The following is a 21,317-nucleotide window of genomic DNA, read 5'->3' as shown; positions in this document are numbered from 1 at the left end:
ATCTGAAATGAATAAACTGAAAAAAGAATATATGTTCTTTAAACAGCAAGAGCCGAATATGCGCACCTTGCTGATGACTAATATGCTCTATGCATTGGTTCTCCCTGTAGTGGAAATATTTGTGGGGGCCTATGTTATGCGCAATACCAGCGACCCCATATCGGTCGCGTTCTACCAACTGTTCATGTATATAGGGATAGTGGCAACCTCATTCCTGAACGGATACTTGCTTCGCTTTGTTAATGTTAAGACATTGTATGCGGGGGGGATTCTGGTAAGCGGGTTATCAATGTTTGCAATGATGTCTGTCAAATCGCTTGGTTTTGTAGAACTGGGGATAGCAGGATTTGCAATGGGTGCCGCGTCAGGTTTTTTCTGGACAAACAGGTATCTGCTGACTCTGAATAATACAACGGACAACAATCGTAATTATTTCTTCGGACTGGAATCATTCTTCTTCTCCATCGCTTCCATTAGCGTTCCTCTGGTGATAGGAGCTTTCCTGAGTCAGATAGACGGTAAAGAATTGTTTGGCATGGTGGTGAATATAAATCTGGCTTACCAACTGGTAACCATTGGTGTTATCATATTGACGGTTATCGCGTGTATTGTACTGTGGAAAGGAAAATTTACCAATCCCGTACAGAAAGATTTTATATACTTCCGCTTTTGCCTTCTCTGGCGCAAGATGTTAGTCCTGTCGTCTCTGAAAGGCATGGTTCAGGGCTTTCTGGTTACAGCTCCGGCAATTCTGGTACTTAAACTTGTAGGTGACGAGGGGGCACTAGGCCTTATACAGGGAATTAGTGGAGCATTAACGGCAATTCTTGTCTATGTTCTGGGACGTATAGCTCAACCTAAAGACAGACTGAAAATATTTGTGGCAGGGTTAATTATATTCTTTGCAGGAACCTTATTCAATGGGATTTTGTTTACAGCTACAGGTGTGATTGTTTTTGTATTGTGTAAAGTGATTTTCCAGCCATTATTCGATTTGGCTTACTTTCCTATTATGATGCAGACAATAGATGCCGTTGTGAAGATAGAGAGACGCAACGAGTATACTTATATCCTTAGTCACGAATTTGGCTTATTTATCGGACGGGCGGCCGGATTGATCCTGTTTATTATACTGGCCTTCGGAGTTTCGGAAGATTTCGCTCTGAAATACGCCCTTATTCTGGTGGGAGCTATCCAGTTGATAGCTTATCCTTTAGCAAAGAACATTATTAAACAAACGAATACTATAAATGAAAATGAGCAAAGTTAAAATACTTTTAATTTGTCTGGTACTCTTACTATCTATGGCTTGTTCCGAAAAGAACATTTCATACGGGAGCAAGGTAGAGCAGGTCTCGATTGCACGGGTCGATTCTATGCCCGATATGCCCGGCTCTTATAAAATGTTGGATTGGGAAGCGAAGGCCAAGGCTTTTGACAGCTTCGTTTTCGACTGGAACAATAAGAGTGAGGCAGGCTCGATGATATGGCTCGATGATAACCGCAGGAACATAGATCAACCTACATTCGGATTATACACAGCCGTAAAAGATGTCCGTCAGGGTAAAAATGCCAATAACGGGGAATTCCATGAGAGTCTGAACTCATTGGCTGCGCTTTTAGGAGCGGGGCTGGTAGGGATAGATAAAACGAATCAGGATGGATATAACTATGTAAAAATGGTTCAGAACTATTTCAACAAAGATAACGGGTGGAATATAGTGATGAATAATACAACGCCCGAAGTAGGCATGCTTGGCGGCGGATATGGACGTGACTGGTGGTACGATGTGTTTCCGAATGCGCTGTACTATGCAGTTTGCGATGTATTCCCAGATGTAGACGGAGCCGAGCAGATACAACGCTCTATTGCTGAGCAGTTTGTTAAAGCAGACTCTGTTTTGGCCGGGAACTACGATTATTCATACTTCGACTATGCACGGATGCGCGGAATGGTGAATCATATACCATTGCAACAGGATGCAGCGGGCGGACATGCTTATGTATTGCTTTGTGCCTATAATAAGTTTGGTGATCCCCGTTATCTGGCCCATGCCAAGAGCGCGACAGAAGCATTACTCTCTCAGAAAGAAAGCCGTTTCTATGAAATACTGTTGCCATTGGGAGTATATGCTGCTGCATATTTGAATGCGGCAGAGGGTACAAATTACGATGTACAAAAGTTACTCGATTGGACTTTCGACGGCTGTAAGAACCCCGAAGGACGTAATGGCTGGGGCATTATTGTGGGCAAATGGGGCGATTATGAAGTTAATGGACTCCAGGGCAGTATTATCGACGGTGGAGGCTATGCCTTCCTGATGAATAGTATAAAACCGGCGTGGCCTTTCGTATCTATGGTAAAGTATGAACCGCAATATGCTAAGGCGGTCGGCAAATGGATGCTCAACAATGCAAACGCGTGCCGTCTGTTCTTCCCGATGGAAATTGATGATGAACATCAGTGGGACCCTGAAATGAAGAGTATTACGAACGATAACATTTCTTACGAGGGACTGCGCCGTGTAGACGATTACGGCAAGGTTTCACTCAAAGGAAAGACTCCGGTGGCTTTGGGCGATGGTCCAAAATGGGCGAAAGGGAATCCTCCGGCAAGTATGTTCAGCGTATATAGTTCCTCGCCGATGGGTATTTTCGGAGCTATAATAAAGGAGACAAATGTCGAGGGTATCCTTCAATTGAATTGTAATGCGACGGATTTCTACGCTGAGCGTCACTATCCTGTTTATTTGTATTACAATCCTCATAAAGAAAGTAAATCGGTAAAATATCCGGCAAAGGGTATTGTAGACCTCTTCGATATTATAAGTAAAGAATATGTCGCCAAAAATGTATCGTCTGACGGCACATTCGAAATGCCTGCCGGTGATGCGCGTATTATAGTGGAACTTCCTGCCGGAACAAGACTGACTACAGATAATAATAAAGTAGTTGCAGACGGCAAATACACTATTGCATACAAATAATAAATCTCACAAACCAATAATAAATAAAACCATGTTAAAACGTTTATTTTTCACTTGTTTTTTACTTTTTGCCTTTGCGAATATATTTGCGCAGGAAGTAAAAACAATCTCCGGTGTGGTGACAGATTCATCTACAGGAGAGGCGTTAATCGGTGTTACAGTGGTAGAAACAGGTACTCCTAATGGCACTGTAACCGATATTGACGGCAAATTCACCCTGAATATCAAGGGGGATAAAATCACGGTTTCCTATGTCGGGTTCAACGCTCAGGAAATTACAGTATCCAAATCTACTGAAATGAATGTAAGGCTTGTGCCTAATACAGAACTGGATGAGGTAGTCGTAGTAGGCTATACCTCAATGAAGAAAAGGGAAGTATTGGGTGCCGTAACTAAGGTAAATTCGAAGGAACTTACGCAGGTTCCGGCTCCGGGGGTGTCTGAAGCCCTTCAGGGACGTGTTGCCGGGGTACAGGTCACTTCCGCGACGGGTGCTCCGGGGGCGGGTGTCACTGTGCGTGTCCGTGGAACAGGTTCTATAAACTCTTCTAACGATCCGCTCTACATTATAGACGGTATTCCTTCCGAAAACGGGCTGAACTCTATTGTTCCTTCCGATATTGAAAATATTTCGGTACTAAAAGATGCATCTTCTGCGGCCATATACGGTTCCCGCGCAAATAATGGGGTTGTGTTGGTAACTACTAAAAAAGGGCAGAATGGTAAGGTGAAAGTTGCTTATAATGGCCAGTTCGGAGTGCAGACTCACGGAAGCCTTCCGAAAATGGTAAATACAAATGAATATATAGATATTTATAATGTAGCTGCTAAAAATGACGGAAGAACTTTGATCGAGGGTGCTCTGGTTAAGGATTTTGCAAACATCAATCACTTGGATGAGATTTTCAGGACCGCGTTGCTGAATGTGCATGAATTATCAGTAAGCGGAGGTAAAGATAAATTCGACTATCTGGCATCGTTTTCTTATTACAATCAGGAGGGTATTATCAAGAATAGCGATTATGAAAAATTCTCAGGACGCGTAAATCTCAATTATAAAGCTGCAAACTGGCTGAAGCTGGGGCTGAATGTGAACGGAGGAAAGGCTAAGACTCATGTTGTGCCAAGTTCAGGAGATGGTTACGGTAGCAATGAAGGCGGTAGCGTTGTACGGTATGCGTATATGCGTAATCCGGCAATTCCGACCTATGATGCAAACGGAAATTATGTGGATTTACCGAGCGAATATTTCGGACAGGCCGAATACAACAGCTTTTTCGGCGACGGTTATAATCCGGTAGGACTGGCGAATATGACCGACAGGGTACGGGACGAAGATACTTTTCTGGGTAAGTTCAATGTAGAGGCCAAACTGCCATATAATATCGTATGGAATACCAATTTCGGGATCGACTATAGGAAAAGTGATTATAATATCAATAATAAAACATGGGGGACAAATAACAGGATAAATAATCCAAGTTCCCTATTAGGTCAGAATAATGAAAGCCTGGGATGGACGCTAAACTCTGTCTTCAATACAGTTCAGACTTTCAACGATGTGCATACATTGAATGCAATGGCTGGTGCGGAGGCTATCCGCTATAACGGTACGGATAAGAATACATCTTCATCTGTGAATGGTGATACCTTTTACTCAAGTGACTGGGCGTATTCTTTGCTTTCGTTCTTTGGTAAGGTCGATTATAATTATAACTATAAATACTATTTGTCGGCTTTGGTGCGTCAGGATGGGTCTTCACGCTTTACAGAAGGAAACAGATGGGGTACATTTTACTCAGTCTCTGCGGGATGGGATATACATGAGGAGGATTTCATGAAATCTATTAAAGCCATCAATCTGCTGAAACTACGTGCCGGATGGGGTGCTGTAGGTAATCAGAATATAGCTTTATATGCATATACCGACAAATATACACCATATGCAAACTACCCTTTCGGGGGAAATCCGTCAGTCGGATATATACAAAGCCAATTGGGTAACGATAAACTGAAATGGGAGACCAGCAACCAGTTTAACCTGGGATTGGATATGGCCTTCGCGAAAGGAGAATATGGCTTCAGCGTGGATTATTATAATAAAAAATCGAGTGACATGCTCGTGCGTGCCCCATTGCCTCCGTCTATCGGTAATGCTTCCCCTTATTGGGTGAACGCCGGAAAAGTATTGAATGAAGGTGTTGATGTGGAGTTGTATGTCCGCAAGCAATACAAGGATATGGGCTTTTCCGCTTCATTGAACTGGGGATACCTGCACAATGAAGTCTTGGAACTGGATGCGCCTATCCAGGCAGGACGTGTGGATAACGGTGTCTTTGCAAAATATATAGAGAAGGGATATTCTGTCGGTTCATTTTATCTTTATCAGATGGATGGAATATTCCAGAATGAAGAAGAAATCGTGAAATCGGCTTATCAGGGAGCAAATGTAAAACCGGGGGATGTCAAGTATAAAGACCTGAATAACGATGGTGTAATTGACGAAAAAGACAGAGGGCACGTGGGCTCTTCTATCCCAAAACAGACGCTAGGACTGAATCTTCAGGGTAATTATAAGAACTGGGATTTGTCAATATTCTTTCAGGGCGCCTTCGGTCACGATATATATCACCAGATGGCTAATGAAACAGAAGGATTCTTCAGAGGTTTCTCCGTATCGAAAGATATGTATGATAATTACTGGAGGGGAGAAGGAACCTCTAATGAATATTCGAGACCGTCATGGAGCGCTAAATCGAATAATGTGATAGCATCTACACGTTTTCTGGAAGACGCGTCATACCTGAGACTGAAGAATATTCAGCTGGGATATACTTTCCCTATCAAATCGAAATACATCAGCAGTCTGAGGGCATTCGGTAGTGCTACCAACCTGCTCACCTTTACCGGATACAAGGGGCTCGACCCAGAAATGACGGTAAGTTCCAATTCGGCAGGAGAAGGTGATATGGCTAATGGTATAGACTGGGGTACTTATCCTGTTTCTAAATCCTTTACATTCGGAGTAAACATAACCTTTTAAAAATTACCTGAGATGAAAAAAATAATAACAATACTAACTATATTAGGAATATTCTCCTTCAGTTCGTGTAACGATTTTCTGGATGAAGAACTGGACGGTGAATATACATCCGACAATATATACAATACCGAAGAGGAGGCGAATCTGGCTCTGACAGGTGTATATAACAGCTTGAGCTTTACCACTTCTTCAAATATGATTTGGGTTTTCGGAGATGTCGCATCCGATGATGCAGTGAAAGGCGGAAGCGCATCCGATCAGGCCGAGATAGGTATGATTGACGAGTTTAATATCAAATCGGACAACGGGATTCTGCTTTCATACTGGAAGTTCGCCTATGAAGGGATTAACCGCGCTAACAATGTGATCCATGCTGACTATGGTACTGCTATTGATGATGGGGTTAAGCAGCAGATGATTGCGCAGGCTAAATTTATCAGGGCATATTATTATTTCAACCTGGTGAATATCTGGGGTAAAGTGCCTCTGAGAGTGGAACCTGTGACTCCTTCAAACGTAAATATGGGACTGAGTGAGGTTTCCCAGATATATGTCAGAATAGAACAAGACCTGAATGATGCCGCGGGAGTATTACCTCCGTCTTATACGCAAACAGCAGACAAAGGGAGGATCACCAAAGGCGCTGCTTACGGTTTGCTGGCTAAAGCCCAGTTATATCAGAAGAAATGGGACGATTGTATAACAACCATTACGACCAAGTTGGAACCGCTGGGCCTTTATGGGCTTGAAACTAATTATGAAGACCTGTTCAAATTAGGAGCGGAGGACAGTAAAGAGGCGGTATTTGCAATTCTGCATGAAAGCAATCAAAACCCCGGATTGGGTAATTCTCTGAACCAGTGGTTTGCACCACTTGTGGAAGGAGGATATTACTTCAATGCGCCGACAAATAATTATGTTCTGAGTTTCAGTGAACAAACAACTACAGGACAGACCGATCCCCGCCTCGATGCATCAATCGGCCGTTCAGGTAAAGAGTGGCTGAACGACGATGTATTTGACCTGACATGGAGTATTACCGGTTATCTGGTGAAAAAGCACAATCAACCATTGGCAGAAGTACCGGCCGGAACAAAGGGTGATGGCGGACTTCCATATATTTACCTGCGTTATGCCGATATTTTGCTGATGAAAGCAGAGGCATATACGGAAACAAACGACCTGGATAAGGCTGCTGCAGCTCTTAAACTGGTAAGGGACAGAGCCGGACTTGCATATGCTAAGCCAGTGAATCAGGAGCAGATGCGGTCGGTAATCTATCTGGAGCGTCGTCGTGAACTAGGATTCGAGTTCCATCGGTTCTTCGACCTGATGCGTTGGGGAAAAGATGCGGCAACTCAGGCCTTAGGCTCTGATTTCAAATGGCAGGAGCCTCGTTATTATTTCCCGATACCGCAGAATGAATTGGATTCAAACAATGGTATTTAATCAACTAAAAACATTGACTATGAAAGAGAATAAGATATTTAGTATATTATTAATATTTGCCCTGATCCTTTCTTCTGCACTATTTATCGGTTGTAGTGACAGTGATAAGGAGGAATTTGTGGCAGGAGATACTACTAATTTAAAGAAAGAATTGAAAGAATGCTATGACTCTATTTCTGTAGCTACACCCGATAAGTTTACTACTGAGACAATTAATGACTTCAAAAGTAAGGTAGATATTGTTAATAATATTGTTGAGCAAGGAAATGTTTCGCAACAGGACGTTATTAACATGAGCATCCATATCAGAGAGGCATTCACCCGTTTCCTTAATTCCAGAATGACAGGCATACCGGAAGAAAATCTGTTAGCCGGATGGAGTTTTGATGAAGGAACAGGAACCTCACTCGTTGGTGACGGGGTAAAAGCTCTGACCGCCACTCTGAAACCGGGGCCTTCTGAAATCTTCTCAACGTCCGTACTGCCGGAATTTGTGGATGATGGAGTAAACAAAGCCCTTTATTTCAAGAACGGGGCACATCTCGAAGTAGAGAATTACAACCCGTCTGATTTCCTGGGCAAGAAACTGAGTATTGCCGTATGGTTAAAACCTGAAGTAATAAAAGGTGGTAACTATGTGGCTTCCCTGAACTATTGGAACAACTGGAAATTCCAGATACAGGAACAAGGCAAAGCATTCTTCACAATCAAATCGCAGGCAGGTTTTACCGATGCGGATAATGAAGCGGATCTTTCTGTTTCTACCGGCAGCTGGAAGCATGTAGTAGTTGTCCTTGACCTTGAGAGCTCGAAATTGTCGTTCTATATAAACGGATTACTGACAAAAGAGTGGACTAATACCACTAAACCGAACCTGGCAGGCAGCCAGTCTGCGCCATATGTATCCCCGTTAGGTACCCAACTGCCGTTGATGATCGGGGCGGCAACGACCTATGCCGAGGCAAAAGCATCCTGGGACTGGTCGGGATGGGATACTCCTACATCATGGGATCACTTCCAGGGTATGATGGATGAGATTAAATTCTATAATACAGCATTATTGAGCGGACAGGTCCAGTGGCTTTACAACCAGGAAGTAGAGAAACTGAAACAATGATAAAGTCTGGCTTTCTGCCGGTTTTAACATAGATCAGAATAACAAAGGAAGAGGCTGCCTCCGGGCAACTTCTTCCTTTTACTATCATTATGGAAATACTACCCTTGCCGTATCAGACCCTAACGCTACATTCAGGGAAGCCTTTTCATTTTTTGGATTCCAGTTCATTATCCTGCATTCGGTAGCCGGTACCTCTACATTATGGTTTCCGCTTCCAGTCAGGTTCTCAGTATCTATATCACATTGTTCGATTCTCCAGTTTTGTAGATAGTCGAGATCGGCATTAAATACCTTTGTCCTGGAGTTCTTCATTACAAAATGCCCCCAACCCCTTACTGTAGGTGTGATTATATCAGCCTCACAATTTTCTATATTCAGATCTCCACGCATTATATCTATATTGATCGATTCTGCTTTTAATCCCTGTATATTAGCTCTTAACCCACCTATTCTACTTCTTATGTCTACACAGGAATCCGCATATATAGTAAAGTTTATCCCCCTTATTGCTGCCGGGTCCGGAATCTCGTTTTTGTAATGATCTGCTAATAATTCTGCGGTTTTCACACGCAGCATGGTCTTATCGTGTAATGCAGATATCTCCAGATATTCCTTCAATTGTTCCGGTATATAGATCTTACCTTTATCTTCTTCCTTCGCAGCAGGCTGTATATTGATGAGTCCATCGAAGATAATATAATGTTTATCCTTATCTTTCCCGTCATTTTTCATCGGTATTGTATCCGCGTATATCTCGATAATTTTTTGTCCGGATATATCTATGCTGACAGTTTCGTCCGTTAGTATAACACCTGTCTTTTTCTCTCCGTCATAACTTAACGAAAGATAGCATATATAGCCTGTGGCAGTTAAGAATACCGCGGCTATGATACCCAATACTATTTTGGTTGTAAGTCTCATATCATTTATTATTATTGTTTCTTAATATAGTCTTTATACATTTCCACGATATCCTCTATCGGAATATCCAGTGTGTATATTTGTTTGAAGAAGTCCTCAGCCTCCTCTTTCATAAAGGTATCTTTACGCAGCTTGAGTATCAGTTTTTTTGCTTTCGGAGCTACAAAATATCCGATTCCTCTTTTGTTGTAGATGATTTCCATCGATTGAAGGTAATCGAAGGTGCGCATGACGGTATTAAAATTCACTTCCACAATAGCGGCATATTCGCGTACAGACGGAACCCTTTCTTCCTCTTTATATTTTTCCAGTAGTATCTCGTCACAGATGCGGTCGGCTATCTGCAAATAGATTGCTTTATTTTCTTTAAAATTCATAAGCTAGAGTCGTTTAATTACTTCAGATTCCCTGAATCTGAAAAAAGCCAATACCCAATTTACCACAGCGAAGATGATGCATAGAATTGCCATATATCCCACTATAGTAGTATCCTGAACACCAAATGTTTTCTGCTGTAACGCATTTCCAAAGTTGTCCATGCCGTTTTCGAAAAGGAGAGAGATTACACACCAGCACACCAGAAGGAAAGTGATAAAGATGATAGTGCCTGCCGAAAATGTTTTTACCAGCGAATTTTTCGGCCAAAATGTCGATCCCAGGATAAACAGGGACTGAATAAAGGAGAAAAGGCCGACTGAAAATGTAAATCTTGTCATGTTATTAAAAACATAGTCGTAACTATCCTTTCCTATAAATTTATCGAAGTGAATAAATTGCACATCTATGTCAGGGAAGCGGATAGAACAGATCAGTACCCGGGTAGCGTCTGACAACCAGAATAGAATGAAGAAAACCGCCATGTAGCCGATTGTCATGATAAACCAACGGGAAAAGTATTTTTCAAAAGATGATGAAGGATTCATCAAATACACAAGCCGCTTTGTTTTGCTGTTGATAGGTTCCATTGCCATGGAAGCGCTGATACAGCCGAATATGAAAAAGACGAAGGCAGTGAAGACTATCAAATCCCTGTTCAGGTATTTTAAACGATTAATGCCCTGTTCTAATTCGGAATATGTCAGAAAAGCGCTCCATGTAGTCACAAGGGTGAGTGCCCCGTAAATTGTAAGGATGCGGATCAGATACTTTTTCCAGTTTTCCTGTATGTCTTTCCTTAACAGCAAGACAAATCGGTTTATATCAAATGTATTGTTCATAATTTATCAGGTTTTATTGTAGTATTGCTGTTATCTTTTCCGTATTGCTTAAAGTCGCGTTGAACAATGTTTCCAGATTCAGGGAAGTCTCCTCATTGTTTTCGTTCTCAAGGATTAGCTTGTATCCTTGTATAGATGGTGAGGCGTACAACGCTTTCTCCACATCTTTTTCATTATAACTTTCCATAAAGCGCAGTTTCTCACAAATCCTCGATACGGAAGAATTCATCAGCACTTTATTATTATCGAGGATAATCACCTGCTCCAGTAGCTTATCCACATCCTGTACCTGATGCGTCGAGATCAGAATCGTTTTTTCATCGGTCATTCCCGATGCTATAAATTTCCGGAACTGGCTTTTACCGGGGATATCAAGTCCGTTTGTCGGCTCATCCATCAGCAACAGGGGAGTGTTCGCGGCCAAAGCGAAGCTCATAAAGACTTTCTTCTTTTGGCCCAAAGAAAGTTCGTTCAGATGCACATTGGCTTCCATCTCGAAGTATTCCAGATTTTCATCCAGTTGTTTCTGACTGAAAGAGGGATAGAACGGGCGATTGATCTCCACATACTTTTTCAATGGGATATTAGGTAACTCAAATTCTTCGGGCACTATGAACATATCCCGCAATGTGGAAGGCATACGCTTTGCCACATCTTCGCCTTTATATTCTACTTTACCCTTTTCAGGACTTAAGAGGCCTGTAAGCAGGTACAACATAGTCGATTTACCCGCTCCGTTCTTTCCTAACAAGCCGCAAACTTTTCCTTTCTCTATCGAGATCGAAAAATCATTGAATATTAGCTTTTTCTTATACCCGAAGGTAACGTTACGCATTGATATCATATTCATTAGATTAAAAATATAACAGTGTAATAGTATAATAGTACACGCAAATGTATTGATAATTTTCATAAATACAATAGCAAACACATTTTTTTAGAAAAAAAAGTTTATGCTGAACAGATACAGGACTGGCCGATAACTAATTTAGCGGCTCAATTGATAAATAGTGTGAAGCGAAAATAGTTTGTGTTTCATCCGCTAATATTATACTTATTGTTAAAAAAAGGTGACACAAGTAACAGAATTAATGGAAAATCAAAAGTTATTTTCTACAATATCCTGAAGCTCGGATATTCATTTTGTATTCCCGTATGATATTCTTCACTTTTCGTTTTTCACTTTCAATTATTTTCTCCGCTTCTTTCTCCTCTTTCCTGCCGGATGGCTATTGTTCCTTCTTATCATGCCTTTCCGTTCAGCTATGGCTCTGTCCGGCATTATCTCCGTTTCCGCATCTTCAAGATCATCGACGAGGCTTTCTTTTTCATCTGCCGGAACACTCCCGCCCTCCTCGATATGCTCAGCTATCTGATTTTCTATATCCTTTGTAATAGTTACGTCATTAACTATTATATTTTTCCGGGTTGTGATATCTTCCTCCTCCTTTTGGGTTGATTGGCAATTCTCAATTTTATCCTGCCTGTCGAGTAACAGCTTAATTGTCTTCAGATCGGGCAGGCAATATTTCCTGCGGATAATTTTCGATTGTAGAACCAGTTTTTCCGGTTCATCTTCGTCCGGCAGGTATGTTTCTTTCTCTTCTACCATCATATGCCCGTCCAGCCGCTTTTTAAGGGACGAATACAACATTTGCCGTATCCTGTCTTCGCGCCGGCATTCTGCGTCGAATATCTCTTTTGCCAAACCCGGTACCGTCTCTTTCCAGCAGTAAAAAGTCTTTCGGCTGATACCTGTAACCCTGCAAATTTCCGCTACGGAACAAAAATCGTCTTCTATCAGCGAAACAATCGTCTCTGCTACACCTTCGTTATACTTTGCCATATGCTTTAAATAATTATAAATATAAATTATGAGTTATGAATGGCATAAGAAAAGTTATTATCCATCCATTATTTTCAGTATAGATAAATGTGGGTGGAAATGATTGTCTTTTTTAACATAAAGTTTTGTGAACTCTTGTGGATTGGTCGTCAGAATGTTTGTTTTGTCATGTACTTAGGGCATTGCCCAATGAGCAATCGCCGAAGCGAAGGCGAGGCAAGGCGAACCAAAAGGCTTGGTCAGCCTGCACCGCCGGTATCATGGACGCATGGGCCATTGTAGCCGGAAATTAAAGTATTTTTGATTACTTTTTGTTTAGGAAACAGCGTCCGGCAGAGTGAAGCGGAGCTGAAAAAATAATACAGGCAATCTTTGGTTGCGCGTGATAAATAGGGATAGAACAATTTTATATTGCGGTAATGACCTTATTTCACCACAACTATTCCCTCAGGGGCTTTAATCTCTGATTTTATCTTTCCATCGGCTTGTTTCGTATGCTTTATCTCAATTACCCCGTACGGAGTAGGAAAAGTCCCTTCCACCCATTCTAGATCTCCCAGATTAGGCATGATCCGTATTTTTTTGCATCCCGCCTCCAGAGGTTCTACACCCAGCACATAGCGGCTGAGCCATGTGGTGGGGCCGGATGCCCAACCATGACAGAAACTATGGCGGTATCCTTTGTAGCAATATGCGCCATAAGAAGCATGAACATCTATTTTGTCTTCGGGTACAACCTCATCTATACGTGCTGCATTTTTCATCCAGCCGATATCGAAATCTTCCCAGAATGTCGTCGCGCCCAGGTCGAGCATAGCTCCCCAGTATTCACGTATATTATCCAGCGCCCCTTTATAATCTCCGGCTTTTGCACGGGCATTCAGCATATAGTATCCGTAAAACGTAGACATGCCGTGTACTCCGTTTTTTGCCAACACCTCATCATTCGCTTTCTCCGGTGCGATAAGTCCGGACAGGCCCAGTAGAGAGGCCGCCTGTTTGGACGAGGTTATGGCGGGTACGTATTTTCTTAACTTCTTTAAAGTTGATTGACAGAGTGCTTCAGTGTCTTTGTCGCCCAGGATTCTGCTTATTTCTTTTCCTGCTTCGAATGTTATCACCATCATCGATTGCAGGCCGGCATGGATAGCCTCGGGGTTCTTACTCGATGGCCAATCGAGGAAACGGTTTCCATCCAGTATTTCTTTTCCGTCTTTATCTGTTTTTTCGCTTAATAGCTTAAGTAGCCGGGACATATATTCCTGCTGTTCCTTCAGGTATTCCAGATTGCCCTGATACAGATACCAGTCACGGTGGATTATGATCCACCACATGGAATACGAACTGATACCGTTCATCCATGCAGGCAGAGGCGTGATATCCCGTGCCAGATCGAGGCTTTTGGGTACCACATCGTTATATCCGAAAACAGTATTGATTGTCATTACCTCGGGGTGAAGGTCGCCCACCCATACCAATCTATCGCGCTTTATAGCGTCCCACAGGTAATCCTGCATATTCAGATGCACAGTATAGGCACCGGTAAGCCATATCCGGTTCAGGCGTTCATCGTTACAACGGAAAGAACCCAGATAGGGTATGTCCCTGTATGCAAATGCAGCATTTATCTCTTTAATTTCAACTTCGGTATCCGTGTCCATAACATCTATGCGGACAAATCGGAAACCGGAATCACCAACAGTCAGCCGTCCCAGCCAGGGCAGCGTTACTATAAATCACGCATGGCATGGTCGTTCGTCGCCCCGCCTTTACCCCCGATATCGCTCATCGTTTCTGCAACGGATTCACCGAAGCGTATACGCACCTTTCCCACCGGATTCTTATTATTTATGGATGTTATTATTTCCAATCCACCCTGTATCTCTTTGCCGAAATCGAGGATGATCCCTCCTTTATTTGTATCATCGCCGGTTAGTTTAAGATAAGTTCCGCTATTCAGGTCGGCTTGTCCTGTGCCTTGTTTTAGGATAGACCGCGCATTTATCACATATTTTCCGCTATTGTTATCTGAAGTCCAGACAATGCGGGCAGGAGTAAGGTAATTATATACCAGACTTGTTGACCTGACTTTTATATTGGTATCATCCTGAAATGGGAGAGGTAATTGCTGGGCCGGGATATTCTCGCTTACTAAAAATAAGGCAGCTAATGCCAGACTTAATATTATTCGCATGTTCTTCATTGTTGGTTAACTTAATCCGGATTCATCACTTTTTTCGTTATCAGGCTACGGTAAAATTTATGGGACCCGCCAAAGATAGCTGTTTTATCTGTCTATATAAATTTACAATTTGACAGACCTATTATAAAAAATGACAGAACCTGATGATATCCTGCTTATTGATTTCGCGGGCCTTGCGTGAATTTCCGGTATTCGACAGGGGTTGTATTATTCTTCTTTTTGAATGCAGTGAAGAAGTATTCCTGATTTTCGAAGCCCATCATGTAGGCAATCTCTTTTACAGGTATCATTGTGTTTGTAAGCAACTCTTTCGACTTCTGTATTTTCAGTTCCTGGATATATTGTGACGGTGCGAAGCCCGTATACTCCTTAAAAATTTTCCGGAAGTTGGAATAACTCATATTCAGCTGGTCGGCTATGTCCTGGGGTTTTATATTTTTAAAGTTTTCAAGGATAATGATCTTAGCCTTATTGATTTGGTTGACAGATTCCGAACTTTCGAAAAGATAGTTTTTATCTAAAGAATATGCCAGGCCCAGCAAGTGGTTCACAATTCCGGCAAGCATCTGCTGAAATCCTGATTTCTGTTCAATTGCAATCTGTATCGCCTGTTTATATAACTGTACAACTTCATTATTCAGCCCTACATTGTATATAGGTTTTTCTTTATTGAAGAAGCCGTTATTTACGCGGCTATCGATATTGATCCCCTTAAATCCTATCCAGTATTCGTCCCATCCTGTTTGTTTATCAGGCATATAATTGTGCCATTCACCCGGATAAAGGAGGAACATATCACCCTCGTTTATCGGATGCGTTTCTTTCTTTTCCGATATATCGGATATATAAGAGCCTTTCCCCTTGGTGATATATAAAAGCTGATATTCATCTAAAATGCGGCCTCTGTCTGTAGAAAACAAGTATCTGGTAGGATGATTGCCCGGAGGGTAGGGCATATTAGGTTCTATACTCTGATAACCTACCGAGTTTACAGTCAGTCCCCATAGCAAGTCCGTTTCATTTACTATCAAATATTTTAAATGAATAGAGTCTTTCATTTTTATGGTATATTGGTCTGGTATATTGAGCGCAATGTAGCGAAAATATTTTAAAATATGGTATTAATTAATTATGTTGTAAATCGTTAATCTCTATATGTTTAAAGTCTTCACATCATATCCTATGAACAATCCGCTTTCGATAACTCCCGTTATTGATTTAATGTCACGTTCCAGGGAACTTTCTATTGAGTCGAACCATGCATCGAGGATAAAGTTTCCGTTTTCTGTGATAACAGGCCCGTCTTTTCCTTTTGCCATTCTTAGTGATATCTCGCGTGCGCCTAAAGCTCCAAGTTCTTTCTCCGCATAGAGCAGTGAAATTGGAAATACCTCGACAGGAACGGGGAATTTAGAACCTAATTGTGTTACGAACTTGGATTCATCCACGATGATATAAGTTTCGGAACTGTTGCAGATTAATAGCTTTTCCTTAAACATGGCTCCGCCTCTGCCTTTTATCAGGTTCCGTTCGGGGTCGACTTCATCTGCTCCGTCGAAAGTCCAGTCGGGCTTTTTGTCTAAAAGTGTAGTTTGGGGAATTCCCAATTGGATGCAGGTCATGGATATCTCCAGAGAAGAGGGGATAACCTGTATATGTAGGCTGTCTTTTTTTATTCTTTCGGCGATGGCGATCAGAGCCAGATAAACGGTAGAACCTGAGCCAACTCCGATTATCTGCCCATCTTTCATCTTAGCTGCGATCTCCTTCGCAACCTTCTCTTTTCCTTCTTTATTGATAATGGTATCCGACCATTTCAATGAATCGATGATATTCTTTCCCCATTCCATAGCCCTTCTTTCTTCGCAGAGTTTATCTCTGCATTTCCCTCAGTTTTATTTTGGTCAGTACCTGTTTGGTATTTAGAGGGAAGTCTGCGTCCATCATCCAGGCATAAAAACTTGGTTCTTTTTTCAAAACTTCGGCTACAGATTTTCCCTTGTGCTTACCGAAGTTGAAAATCTCAATTCCATTTTCGTCTTTAATGATGCGTCCTGCCAGATCGACATTGTTGTTGAAGAAGGAGAATTCTTCCGCCAGTTTTTCCATATCGTTTGCCAGATCGGGATATTTGTCCAGTTGGGCTTTCAGCACTTCGAATGTGGCTAATGTATCGGCTTCGGCGGAGTGCGCATCGGTAAGTTCCTTATCACAATAGAATTTGTAGGCAGCTTCAAGTGTCCGTTGTTCTTTTTTATGGAAGATGATTTGTACATCGATCATCTTCCGCTTGCTGAAGTCGATATCTACTCCTGCCCGCAGAAACTCTTCTGCGAGAAGCGGTATGTCGAAGCGGCTTGAATTAAACCCTGCCAGGTCGCATCCCTCCATCTGATCGGCAAGAGATTTTGCTATTTGCTTGAAAGTCGGACAATCTTTTACATCCTCATCCGATATGCCGTGTATTGCTGTTGCCCCGGGAGGTATAGGCATTTCGGGGTTGAGTCTTTTGGTCTTGACTTCCTGTTTCCCGTTAGGATACACTTTCAGATACGATATTTCTACTATCCGGTCTTTTACCGTATCGGTACCTGTGGTTTCGAGGTCAAAGAATACGAGCGGGTTTTTGAGGTTTAATTCCATAAGCTTTTAAGAAAAAACTTTATCATTCCCCATTTTTTAGTATCAGAAGAATGATAAAGCCCGTATATTTTGTATTTAATTCTGTCTTTAGTCGTTTAGCATCATAGGCATGAGCAACATCAGCAGGTCTTCGTTCTCCTCATTTTCGGCAGGGATGATTAATCCTGCGCGGGATGGGTCGGAGAGTTCGAGGGAAATGTCTGTTGATGGGACGTTGTTCAAAATTTCAATCAGGAAGCTCGATTTAAATCCGATGTTCATCGGAGAACCAGTATATTCACAAGCGATGGTCTCTTCCGCAGCTGTAGAGAAGTCGATGTCCTGAGCTGTTACTACAATATTCTTATCGGTCAGCTGGAGCTTGATGAGGTTGCTTGCCTGATTAGAGAAGACCGATACGCGTTTTAGGGCATTCAGGAAAGCCTGGCGGTCTAGTATAACCTTATTTGTATTATTCTGGGGAATAACGGAATTATAATTTGGATAACGCCCTTCTATGAAGCGGCAAGTCATTGTATAGCTCGCCATCTTTATATATGCGTTGTTCTCGTCAAATTTGATCTCTACTGTTTCAGCTTCTTTCGGAAGAATGGCCTTTAGTAAGTTAGCTGGCTTTTTCGGCAGGATGAAAGATGCCCTTTCGGCTCCTTTTGCTGATAAGGTTTTGCAACGGACCAGTTTGTGTCCGTCTGATGCTACGAAAGTCAAATCTTCAGGGGTAATATCAAAGAATACGCCGTTCATCACAGGACGAAGTTCATCATCGGCACTGGCAAACAATGTACGGTTGATCCCGGCAAACAGTACCTGTGGTTCGATGGTCAGGCTAACGGCAGTTTCCTTCAGTTCTTTCGGCTGAGGATAGTCATCGCCACTTTGTCCGATAAAATTATATTTACCGTTATGGAAAAATATGAATGTTTCCAGATTGTCGTTGTTTATCTCAAATGTAAGTGGTTGTTCGGGAAGTTCTTTCAACGGGTCCAGCAGGTTCTTTGCATTTACCGCGAACTTTCCGTTACCATCCGCTTCGTTTACTTCGAGGGAAGTGACCAGGCGGGTTTCGGAGTCAGCAGCAGTAAGTGTCAGCGTAGAGCCTTCCAGTTCCAACAAGAAACAATCGAGAATAGGCAACGTGTTTTTTGAGTTGATCACCTTGCTTATCGCTTGCAAGTGACTTAATAAAGCAGTGCTGGAAACAACAAATTTCATATTATCAGTATGTTTTAGATTTTAAATTCCGCATATTATCAATAGAGCAAATGTAGGAATTTTTTCCAGTTATAACAATAGCTTTTTCTATATAACTGATATTTTAATCCGCCAAATACTAATTCTCTGCTGAAAGAGACAATTGCTATAAAAAACAGACTTCTTATTATGTAAAACGGTTCACACTCGATAGAAGCGCTGAATCCTCCGTCCACAGGCAATATAGCTCCGGTAATTTATTAATCGCTAAACAAGCTCAGATCAACAGCTTCCCCCATTCTTTTGTATCCTGCTTCATTAGGATGGAGAAAATCGCCGGAGTGCATCCCCTCCATGATGATATCGGAATTACCGGGTGACCGCATTATCTCGGCAAAGTCGATAACCGAATCAAATTTGCCGCTTTTCCGTATCCAATCATTTACTTTTTTCCATGCTTCCCGACGGAACGGAGTGTCGTAAAATGATTTTGCAAATGGCAATATGGTACAACCATAAACCTTTATTCCTTTTGAATGAGCTTTGTCTATCATCTGCGTATATGCGTCCGTTAATTCTTGAATGCATTCTGAGACTGTTTCTCCGGTTCTGATACCGCCAATGTCATTGATCCCTTCCAAAATAATCAGCCATTTCACACCGCTTTGTGAAAGAATATCCCTGTCGAAGCGCTCTAATGCTGTCGGTCCGAGTCCGCCCCGGACAACGCAATTCCCTCCGATTCCCAGATTCAGAACGCCGCGATCCCTTGTAAAGGAACGATCGTCCAATAACCTTTCTGAAAGAATGTCCGTCCATCGGTTTTGTTTGTCCGTACCCGATCCCCGGCCGTCCGTAACAGAATTGCCCAGAACGGCGACAACGGCTGTTTCCTGTGTCGCCTGTACGTCTATACCCTGGATAATATACCAGTGTTCGATTCTCAAAGTGTCCGTTAAACTTGACATTGAATTATTCCCGCTGAAGAGATAGGAGGTCGTACGTGAACCAGGGTGTCCTGTGAGTGTCGGCGAAGTTTTTCCGAAATAAATGGTAATTGCCGCCCTTGCGTTATTATCGAAATGAAAGGGAACAGGGTCGGAATATATTTCTTCATAAGGCGGTATGGTTACGCTGTCTTTACCTTGAAACGTAAGTTTTTGTTCAGAGGAAACATCTATTTTACCATCTTCTTTTGCAAGGGCGATAGCCCCTGATTTCATCGTTACGGGTTGATTTCCGAATCCGTTGGAAAAACGCAGCCGGACCTTTTCTCCACCTATTGAAACTCTGACGATTTGCCGTAAAATATTGTCACTTAACCCGGGAGAAGGAGGCATATTACCCGGCTCGACCAATTGAGGCGCGGCAGACCATGTTCCGACCCATTTCGGGTTCTCGTTTTGATCTTTTCCTTCCGGTAAAATGACGCGGTAGCGTCCGCTTAAATGCATAAAAGAGAAAAGATGCAATAACCCGTCATAGTACGCGTCGAAATAGCCGTCGCTGTATGGTTTATGTTGCGCATTCCACAATTCATTGATAAATTCTTTCCTGATCCCGTGTGTAGCGGTTATGGATATTGCCGCCGCCGAGGCGACTAATCCCAGTGAATGCCTCAGGGCTTTGTATCCGCCTGCCTGTAACGTGTCTTTAACCGTTGTTCCATCTACATTGTATTGATCCGGGAACCGGTCTGTTCCTTGTTGACACAAGAAATTTTGGATCTTATTTCCGTACTCCCGCTGCCATTCTTTATCAACGCAGGCCCATGAATAATCCAGCGCGATATTCATCGGCACGCGCCACGAATCGAAACGGAAAGCATCGCCTATGACGCGGCCGTTCCCTAAAAGACTACCGTCGTAATTACTGTAATCCGGTGTCAAACCTGTAACAGGATGAACCACCCGATGCAGGTATTCACGGCTTTTGACGGCGCATTCACGCCACAAACCGGCTCTTCCGTCCTTAGCCCAACTCGCCCAAACCTCGTAAAAAGCGGGAATATGATATGAGGGGTCAGTAAAACGTTCGCCTCTTATGTCAGGTACGAAGGTTATCAGCTTGTGATTCATGTTGATAATATTTGTAACGCCATCCGTCCCGTCTTTTTTCATCATACAGTCCAATATGTATTGTGCTTCTTTCAGATAATCAATGCCGGAATCATTACCCCATAGGTTTGATGCGAAAATCAGCGCGGTAATGTAATAAAGCTCGCCGTCAGAAGCAGGGCCTTGCGCGTTCCTGATGCCATTGATCTTACAGCTCCATGCGAAATATCCTTCTAAAGCTCCCGATTGATGTTGCATGTATTTTTTGCTCCATCGCCAGAGGCGGTCAAATATATCTTTACGGCCGAATTGTACGGCAATCATCATTCCGTAGGACATCCCTTCCGTACGGACATCATGGTTCTTGATGTCCGAAATATAAGCCAAAGAATCTTCTGCTTCAAAGTATATTTTGTTTTCCCCTTTAAATAATCCATCGAAAATCCCGTTAATTTTATCATCGATTGCCTGTTCGGAATAGCCACATTCGGCTAACAGATTACGATATTTTCCGGTCTCAAAAGCTCCTTTATCCCAAGGAATGGACAATTCTTGAGCCAATAATCCGGAAAACGAGATCCAGAAAACCAATACAATAACTGATAATTGTTTTTTCTTTATGTTATTCATGGGTTTTAAATTT

15 protein-coding genes and 2 pseudogenes are annotated in these 21,317 nt (G+C 42.3%); 5 read left to right on the top strand and 12 right to left on the bottom strand.

Annotated features, from left to right (window positions below; all coding sequences use genetic code 11):
* Positions 1–7 precede the first annotated feature (7 nt).
* The 5 genes from ACFO6W_RS06625 to ACFO6W_RS06605 are packed head-to-tail and all read left to right on the top strand — an operon-like array spanning position 8 to position 8,596.
* On the top strand, positions 8–1,270 hold the full coding sequence (locus tag ACFO6W_RS06625; RefSeq protein WP_291111544.1) for an MFS transporter: 1,263 nt from the start codon (positions 8–10) through the stop codon (positions 1,268–1,270).
* A 34-nt stretch (positions 1,271–1,304) separates the two neighbouring features.
* Complete coding sequence (locus ACFO6W_RS06620) at positions 1,305–2,987, top strand: hypothetical protein (RefSeq protein WP_379994718.1); 1,683 nt, start codon at positions 1,305–1,307, stop codon at positions 2,985–2,987.
* A gap of 31 nt (positions 2,988–3,018) precedes the next feature.
* Positions 3,019–6,030, top strand: coding sequence for a SusC/RagA family TonB-linked outer membrane protein (locus tag ACFO6W_RS06615; protein WP_379994611.1), 3,012 nt, complete (start codon positions 3,019–3,021; stop codon positions 6,028–6,030).
* Positions 6,031–6,042: 12 nt separating this feature from the next.
* Positions 6,043–7,479 (top strand): RagB/SusD family nutrient uptake outer membrane protein, encoded by a 1,437-nt coding sequence (locus ACFO6W_RS06610; protein WP_379994610.1) that lies wholly within the window; start codon positions 6,043–6,045, stop codon positions 7,477–7,479.
* 19 nt (positions 7,480–7,498) lie between these two features.
* Positions 7,499–8,596 (top strand): LamG domain-containing protein, encoded by a 1,098-nt coding sequence (locus ACFO6W_RS06605; protein WP_379994609.1) that lies wholly within the window; start codon positions 7,499–7,501, stop codon positions 8,594–8,596.
* Between the two features lie 87 nt (positions 8,597–8,683).
* On the opposite strand, the gene ACFO6W_RS06600 is transcribed toward ACFO6W_RS06605, so the two are convergent.
* From ACFO6W_RS06600 to ACFO6W_RS26485, 12 genes and pseudogenes are all read right to left on the bottom strand, one after another.
* Positions 8,684–9,517: a hypothetical protein gene (locus tag ACFO6W_RS06600; RefSeq protein WP_379994608.1), complete on the bottom strand. Its 834-nt coding sequence runs from the start codon at positions 9,515–9,517 to the stop codon at positions 8,684–8,686.
* A gap of 11 nt (positions 9,518–9,528) precedes the next feature.
* Positions 9,529–9,894: a GntR family transcriptional regulator gene (locus ACFO6W_RS06595; protein ID WP_379994607.1), complete on the bottom strand. Its 366-nt coding sequence runs from the start codon at positions 9,892–9,894 to the stop codon at positions 9,529–9,531.
* A 3-nt stretch (positions 9,895–9,897) separates the two neighbouring features.
* Positions 9,898–10,734 carry a hypothetical protein gene (locus ACFO6W_RS06590; protein ID WP_379994606.1) on the bottom strand — a complete coding sequence of 279 codons (837 nt, stop codon included), beginning with the start codon at positions 10,732–10,734 and terminating at the stop codon, positions 9,898–9,900.
* 13 nt (positions 10,735–10,747) lie between these two features.
* Positions 10,748–11,584 carry an ABC transporter ATP-binding protein gene (locus ACFO6W_RS06585; protein ID WP_379994605.1) on the bottom strand — a complete coding sequence of 279 codons (837 nt, stop codon included), beginning with the start codon at positions 11,582–11,584 and terminating at the stop codon, positions 10,748–10,750.
* A 339-nt stretch (positions 11,585–11,923) separates the two neighbouring features.
* Positions 11,924–12,580, bottom strand: coding sequence for a helix-turn-helix domain-containing protein (locus ACFO6W_RS06580; protein ID WP_379994604.1), 657 nt, complete (start codon positions 12,578–12,580; stop codon positions 11,924–11,926).
* A 425-nt stretch (positions 12,581–13,005) separates the two neighbouring features.
* Positions 13,006–14,774, bottom strand: a pseudogene (locus tag ACFO6W_RS06575) (alpha-L-rhamnosidase-related protein).
* A gap of 164 nt (positions 14,775–14,938) precedes the next feature.
* Complete coding sequence (locus ACFO6W_RS06570; RefSeq protein ID WP_379994603.1) at positions 14,939–15,841, bottom strand: AraC family transcriptional regulator; 903 nt, start codon at positions 15,839–15,841, stop codon at positions 14,939–14,941.
* 93 nt (positions 15,842–15,934) lie between these two features.
* Entirely contained in the window at positions 15,935–16,633 is a 699-nt protein-coding gene (gene rpiA, locus ACFO6W_RS06565; protein ID WP_379994602.1) for a ribose 5-phosphate isomerase A, read from the bottom strand.
* 22 nt (positions 16,634–16,655) lie between these two features.
* Complete coding sequence (locus ACFO6W_RS06560) at positions 16,656–17,426, bottom strand: exonuclease domain-containing protein (RefSeq protein WP_379994601.1); 771 nt, start codon at positions 17,424–17,426, stop codon at positions 16,656–16,658.
* Positions 17,427–17,513: 87 nt separating this feature from the next.
* The gene (gene dnaN / locus ACFO6W_RS06555; protein ID WP_379994600.1) at positions 17,514–18,638 is read right to left on the bottom strand and encodes a DNA polymerase III subunit beta; all 1,125 of its coding nucleotides are present in this window, start codon (positions 18,636–18,638) and stop codon (positions 17,514–17,516) included.
* A 239-nt stretch (positions 18,639–18,877) separates the two neighbouring features.
* Entirely contained in the window at positions 18,878–19,585 is a 708-nt protein-coding gene (locus ACFO6W_RS26490) for an SGNH/GDSL hydrolase family protein (protein ID WP_465251900.1), read from the bottom strand.
* A 447-nt stretch (positions 19,586–20,032) separates the two neighbouring features.
* A pseudogene (locus ACFO6W_RS26485) lies at positions 20,033–21,304 on the bottom strand (glycosyl hydrolase family 8); the annotation flags it as partial.
* Positions 21,305–21,317 lie beyond the last annotated feature (13 nt).

The sequence above is a fragment of the Dysgonomonas termitidis genome (assembly GCF_042654545.1).
GTDB lineage: Bacteria > Bacteroidota > Bacteroidia > Bacteroidales > Dysgonomonadaceae > Dysgonomonas > Dysgonomonas termitidis.
This window is presented reverse-complemented; position numbering and strand designations above follow the sequence as displayed.

What these genes read in the sequence shown, in the direction of transcription:
- ACFO6W_RS06615 (WP_379994611.1), top strand. Translation starts at nt 3,019, where the DNA reads ATGTTAAAACGTTTATTTTTCACTTGTTTTTTACTTTTTGCCTTTGCG.
- ACFO6W_RS06585 (WP_379994605.1), bottom strand. Translation starts at nt 11,584, where the DNA reads ATGAATATGATATCAATGCGTAACGTTACCTTCGGGTATAAGAAAAAG.
- ACFO6W_RS06600 (WP_379994608.1), bottom strand. Translation starts at nt 9,517, where the DNA reads ATGAGACTTACAACCAAAATAGTATTGGGTATCATAGCCGCGGTATTC.
- dnaN (WP_379994600.1), bottom strand. Translation starts at nt 18,638, where the DNA reads ATGAAATTTGTTGTTTCCAGCACTGCTTTATTAAGTCACTTGCAAGCG.
- ACFO6W_RS06570 (WP_379994603.1), bottom strand. Translation starts at nt 15,841, where the DNA reads ATGAAAGACTCTATTCATTTAAAATATTTGATAGTAAATGAAACGGAC.
- rpiA (WP_379994602.1), bottom strand. Translation starts at nt 16,633, where the DNA reads ATGGAATGGGGAAAGAATATCATCGATTCATTGAAATGGTCGGATACC.
- ACFO6W_RS06590 (WP_379994606.1), bottom strand. Translation starts at nt 10,734, where the DNA reads ATGAACAATACATTTGATATAAACCGATTTGTCTTGCTGTTAAGGAAA.
- ACFO6W_RS26490 (WP_465251900.1), bottom strand. Translation starts at nt 19,585, where the DNA reads ATGTCAAGTTTAACGGACACTTTGAGAATCGAACACTGGTATATTATC.
- ACFO6W_RS06580 (WP_379994604.1), bottom strand. Translation starts at nt 12,580, where the DNA reads ATGGCAAAGTATAACGAAGGTGTAGCAGAGACGATTGTTTCGCTGATA.
- ACFO6W_RS06610 (WP_379994610.1), top strand. Translation starts at nt 6,043, where the DNA reads ATGAAAAAAATAATAACAATACTAACTATATTAGGAATATTCTCCTTC.
- ACFO6W_RS06560 (WP_379994601.1), bottom strand. Translation starts at nt 17,426, where the DNA reads ATGGAATTAAACCTCAAAAACCCGCTCGTATTCTTTGACCTCGAAACC.
- ACFO6W_RS06620 (WP_379994718.1), top strand. Translation starts at nt 1,305, where the DNA reads ATGGCTTGTTCCGAAAAGAACATTTCATACGGGAGCAAGGTAGAGCAG.
- ACFO6W_RS06625 (WP_291111544.1), top strand. Translation starts at nt 8, where the DNA reads ATGAATAAACTGAAAAAAGAATATATGTTCTTTAAACAGCAAGAGCCG.
- ACFO6W_RS06595 (WP_379994607.1), bottom strand. Translation starts at nt 9,894, where the DNA reads ATGAATTTTAAAGAAAATAAAGCAATCTATTTGCAGATAGCCGACCGC.
- ACFO6W_RS06605 (WP_379994609.1), top strand. Translation starts at nt 7,499, where the DNA reads ATGAAAGAGAATAAGATATTTAGTATATTATTAATATTTGCCCTGATC.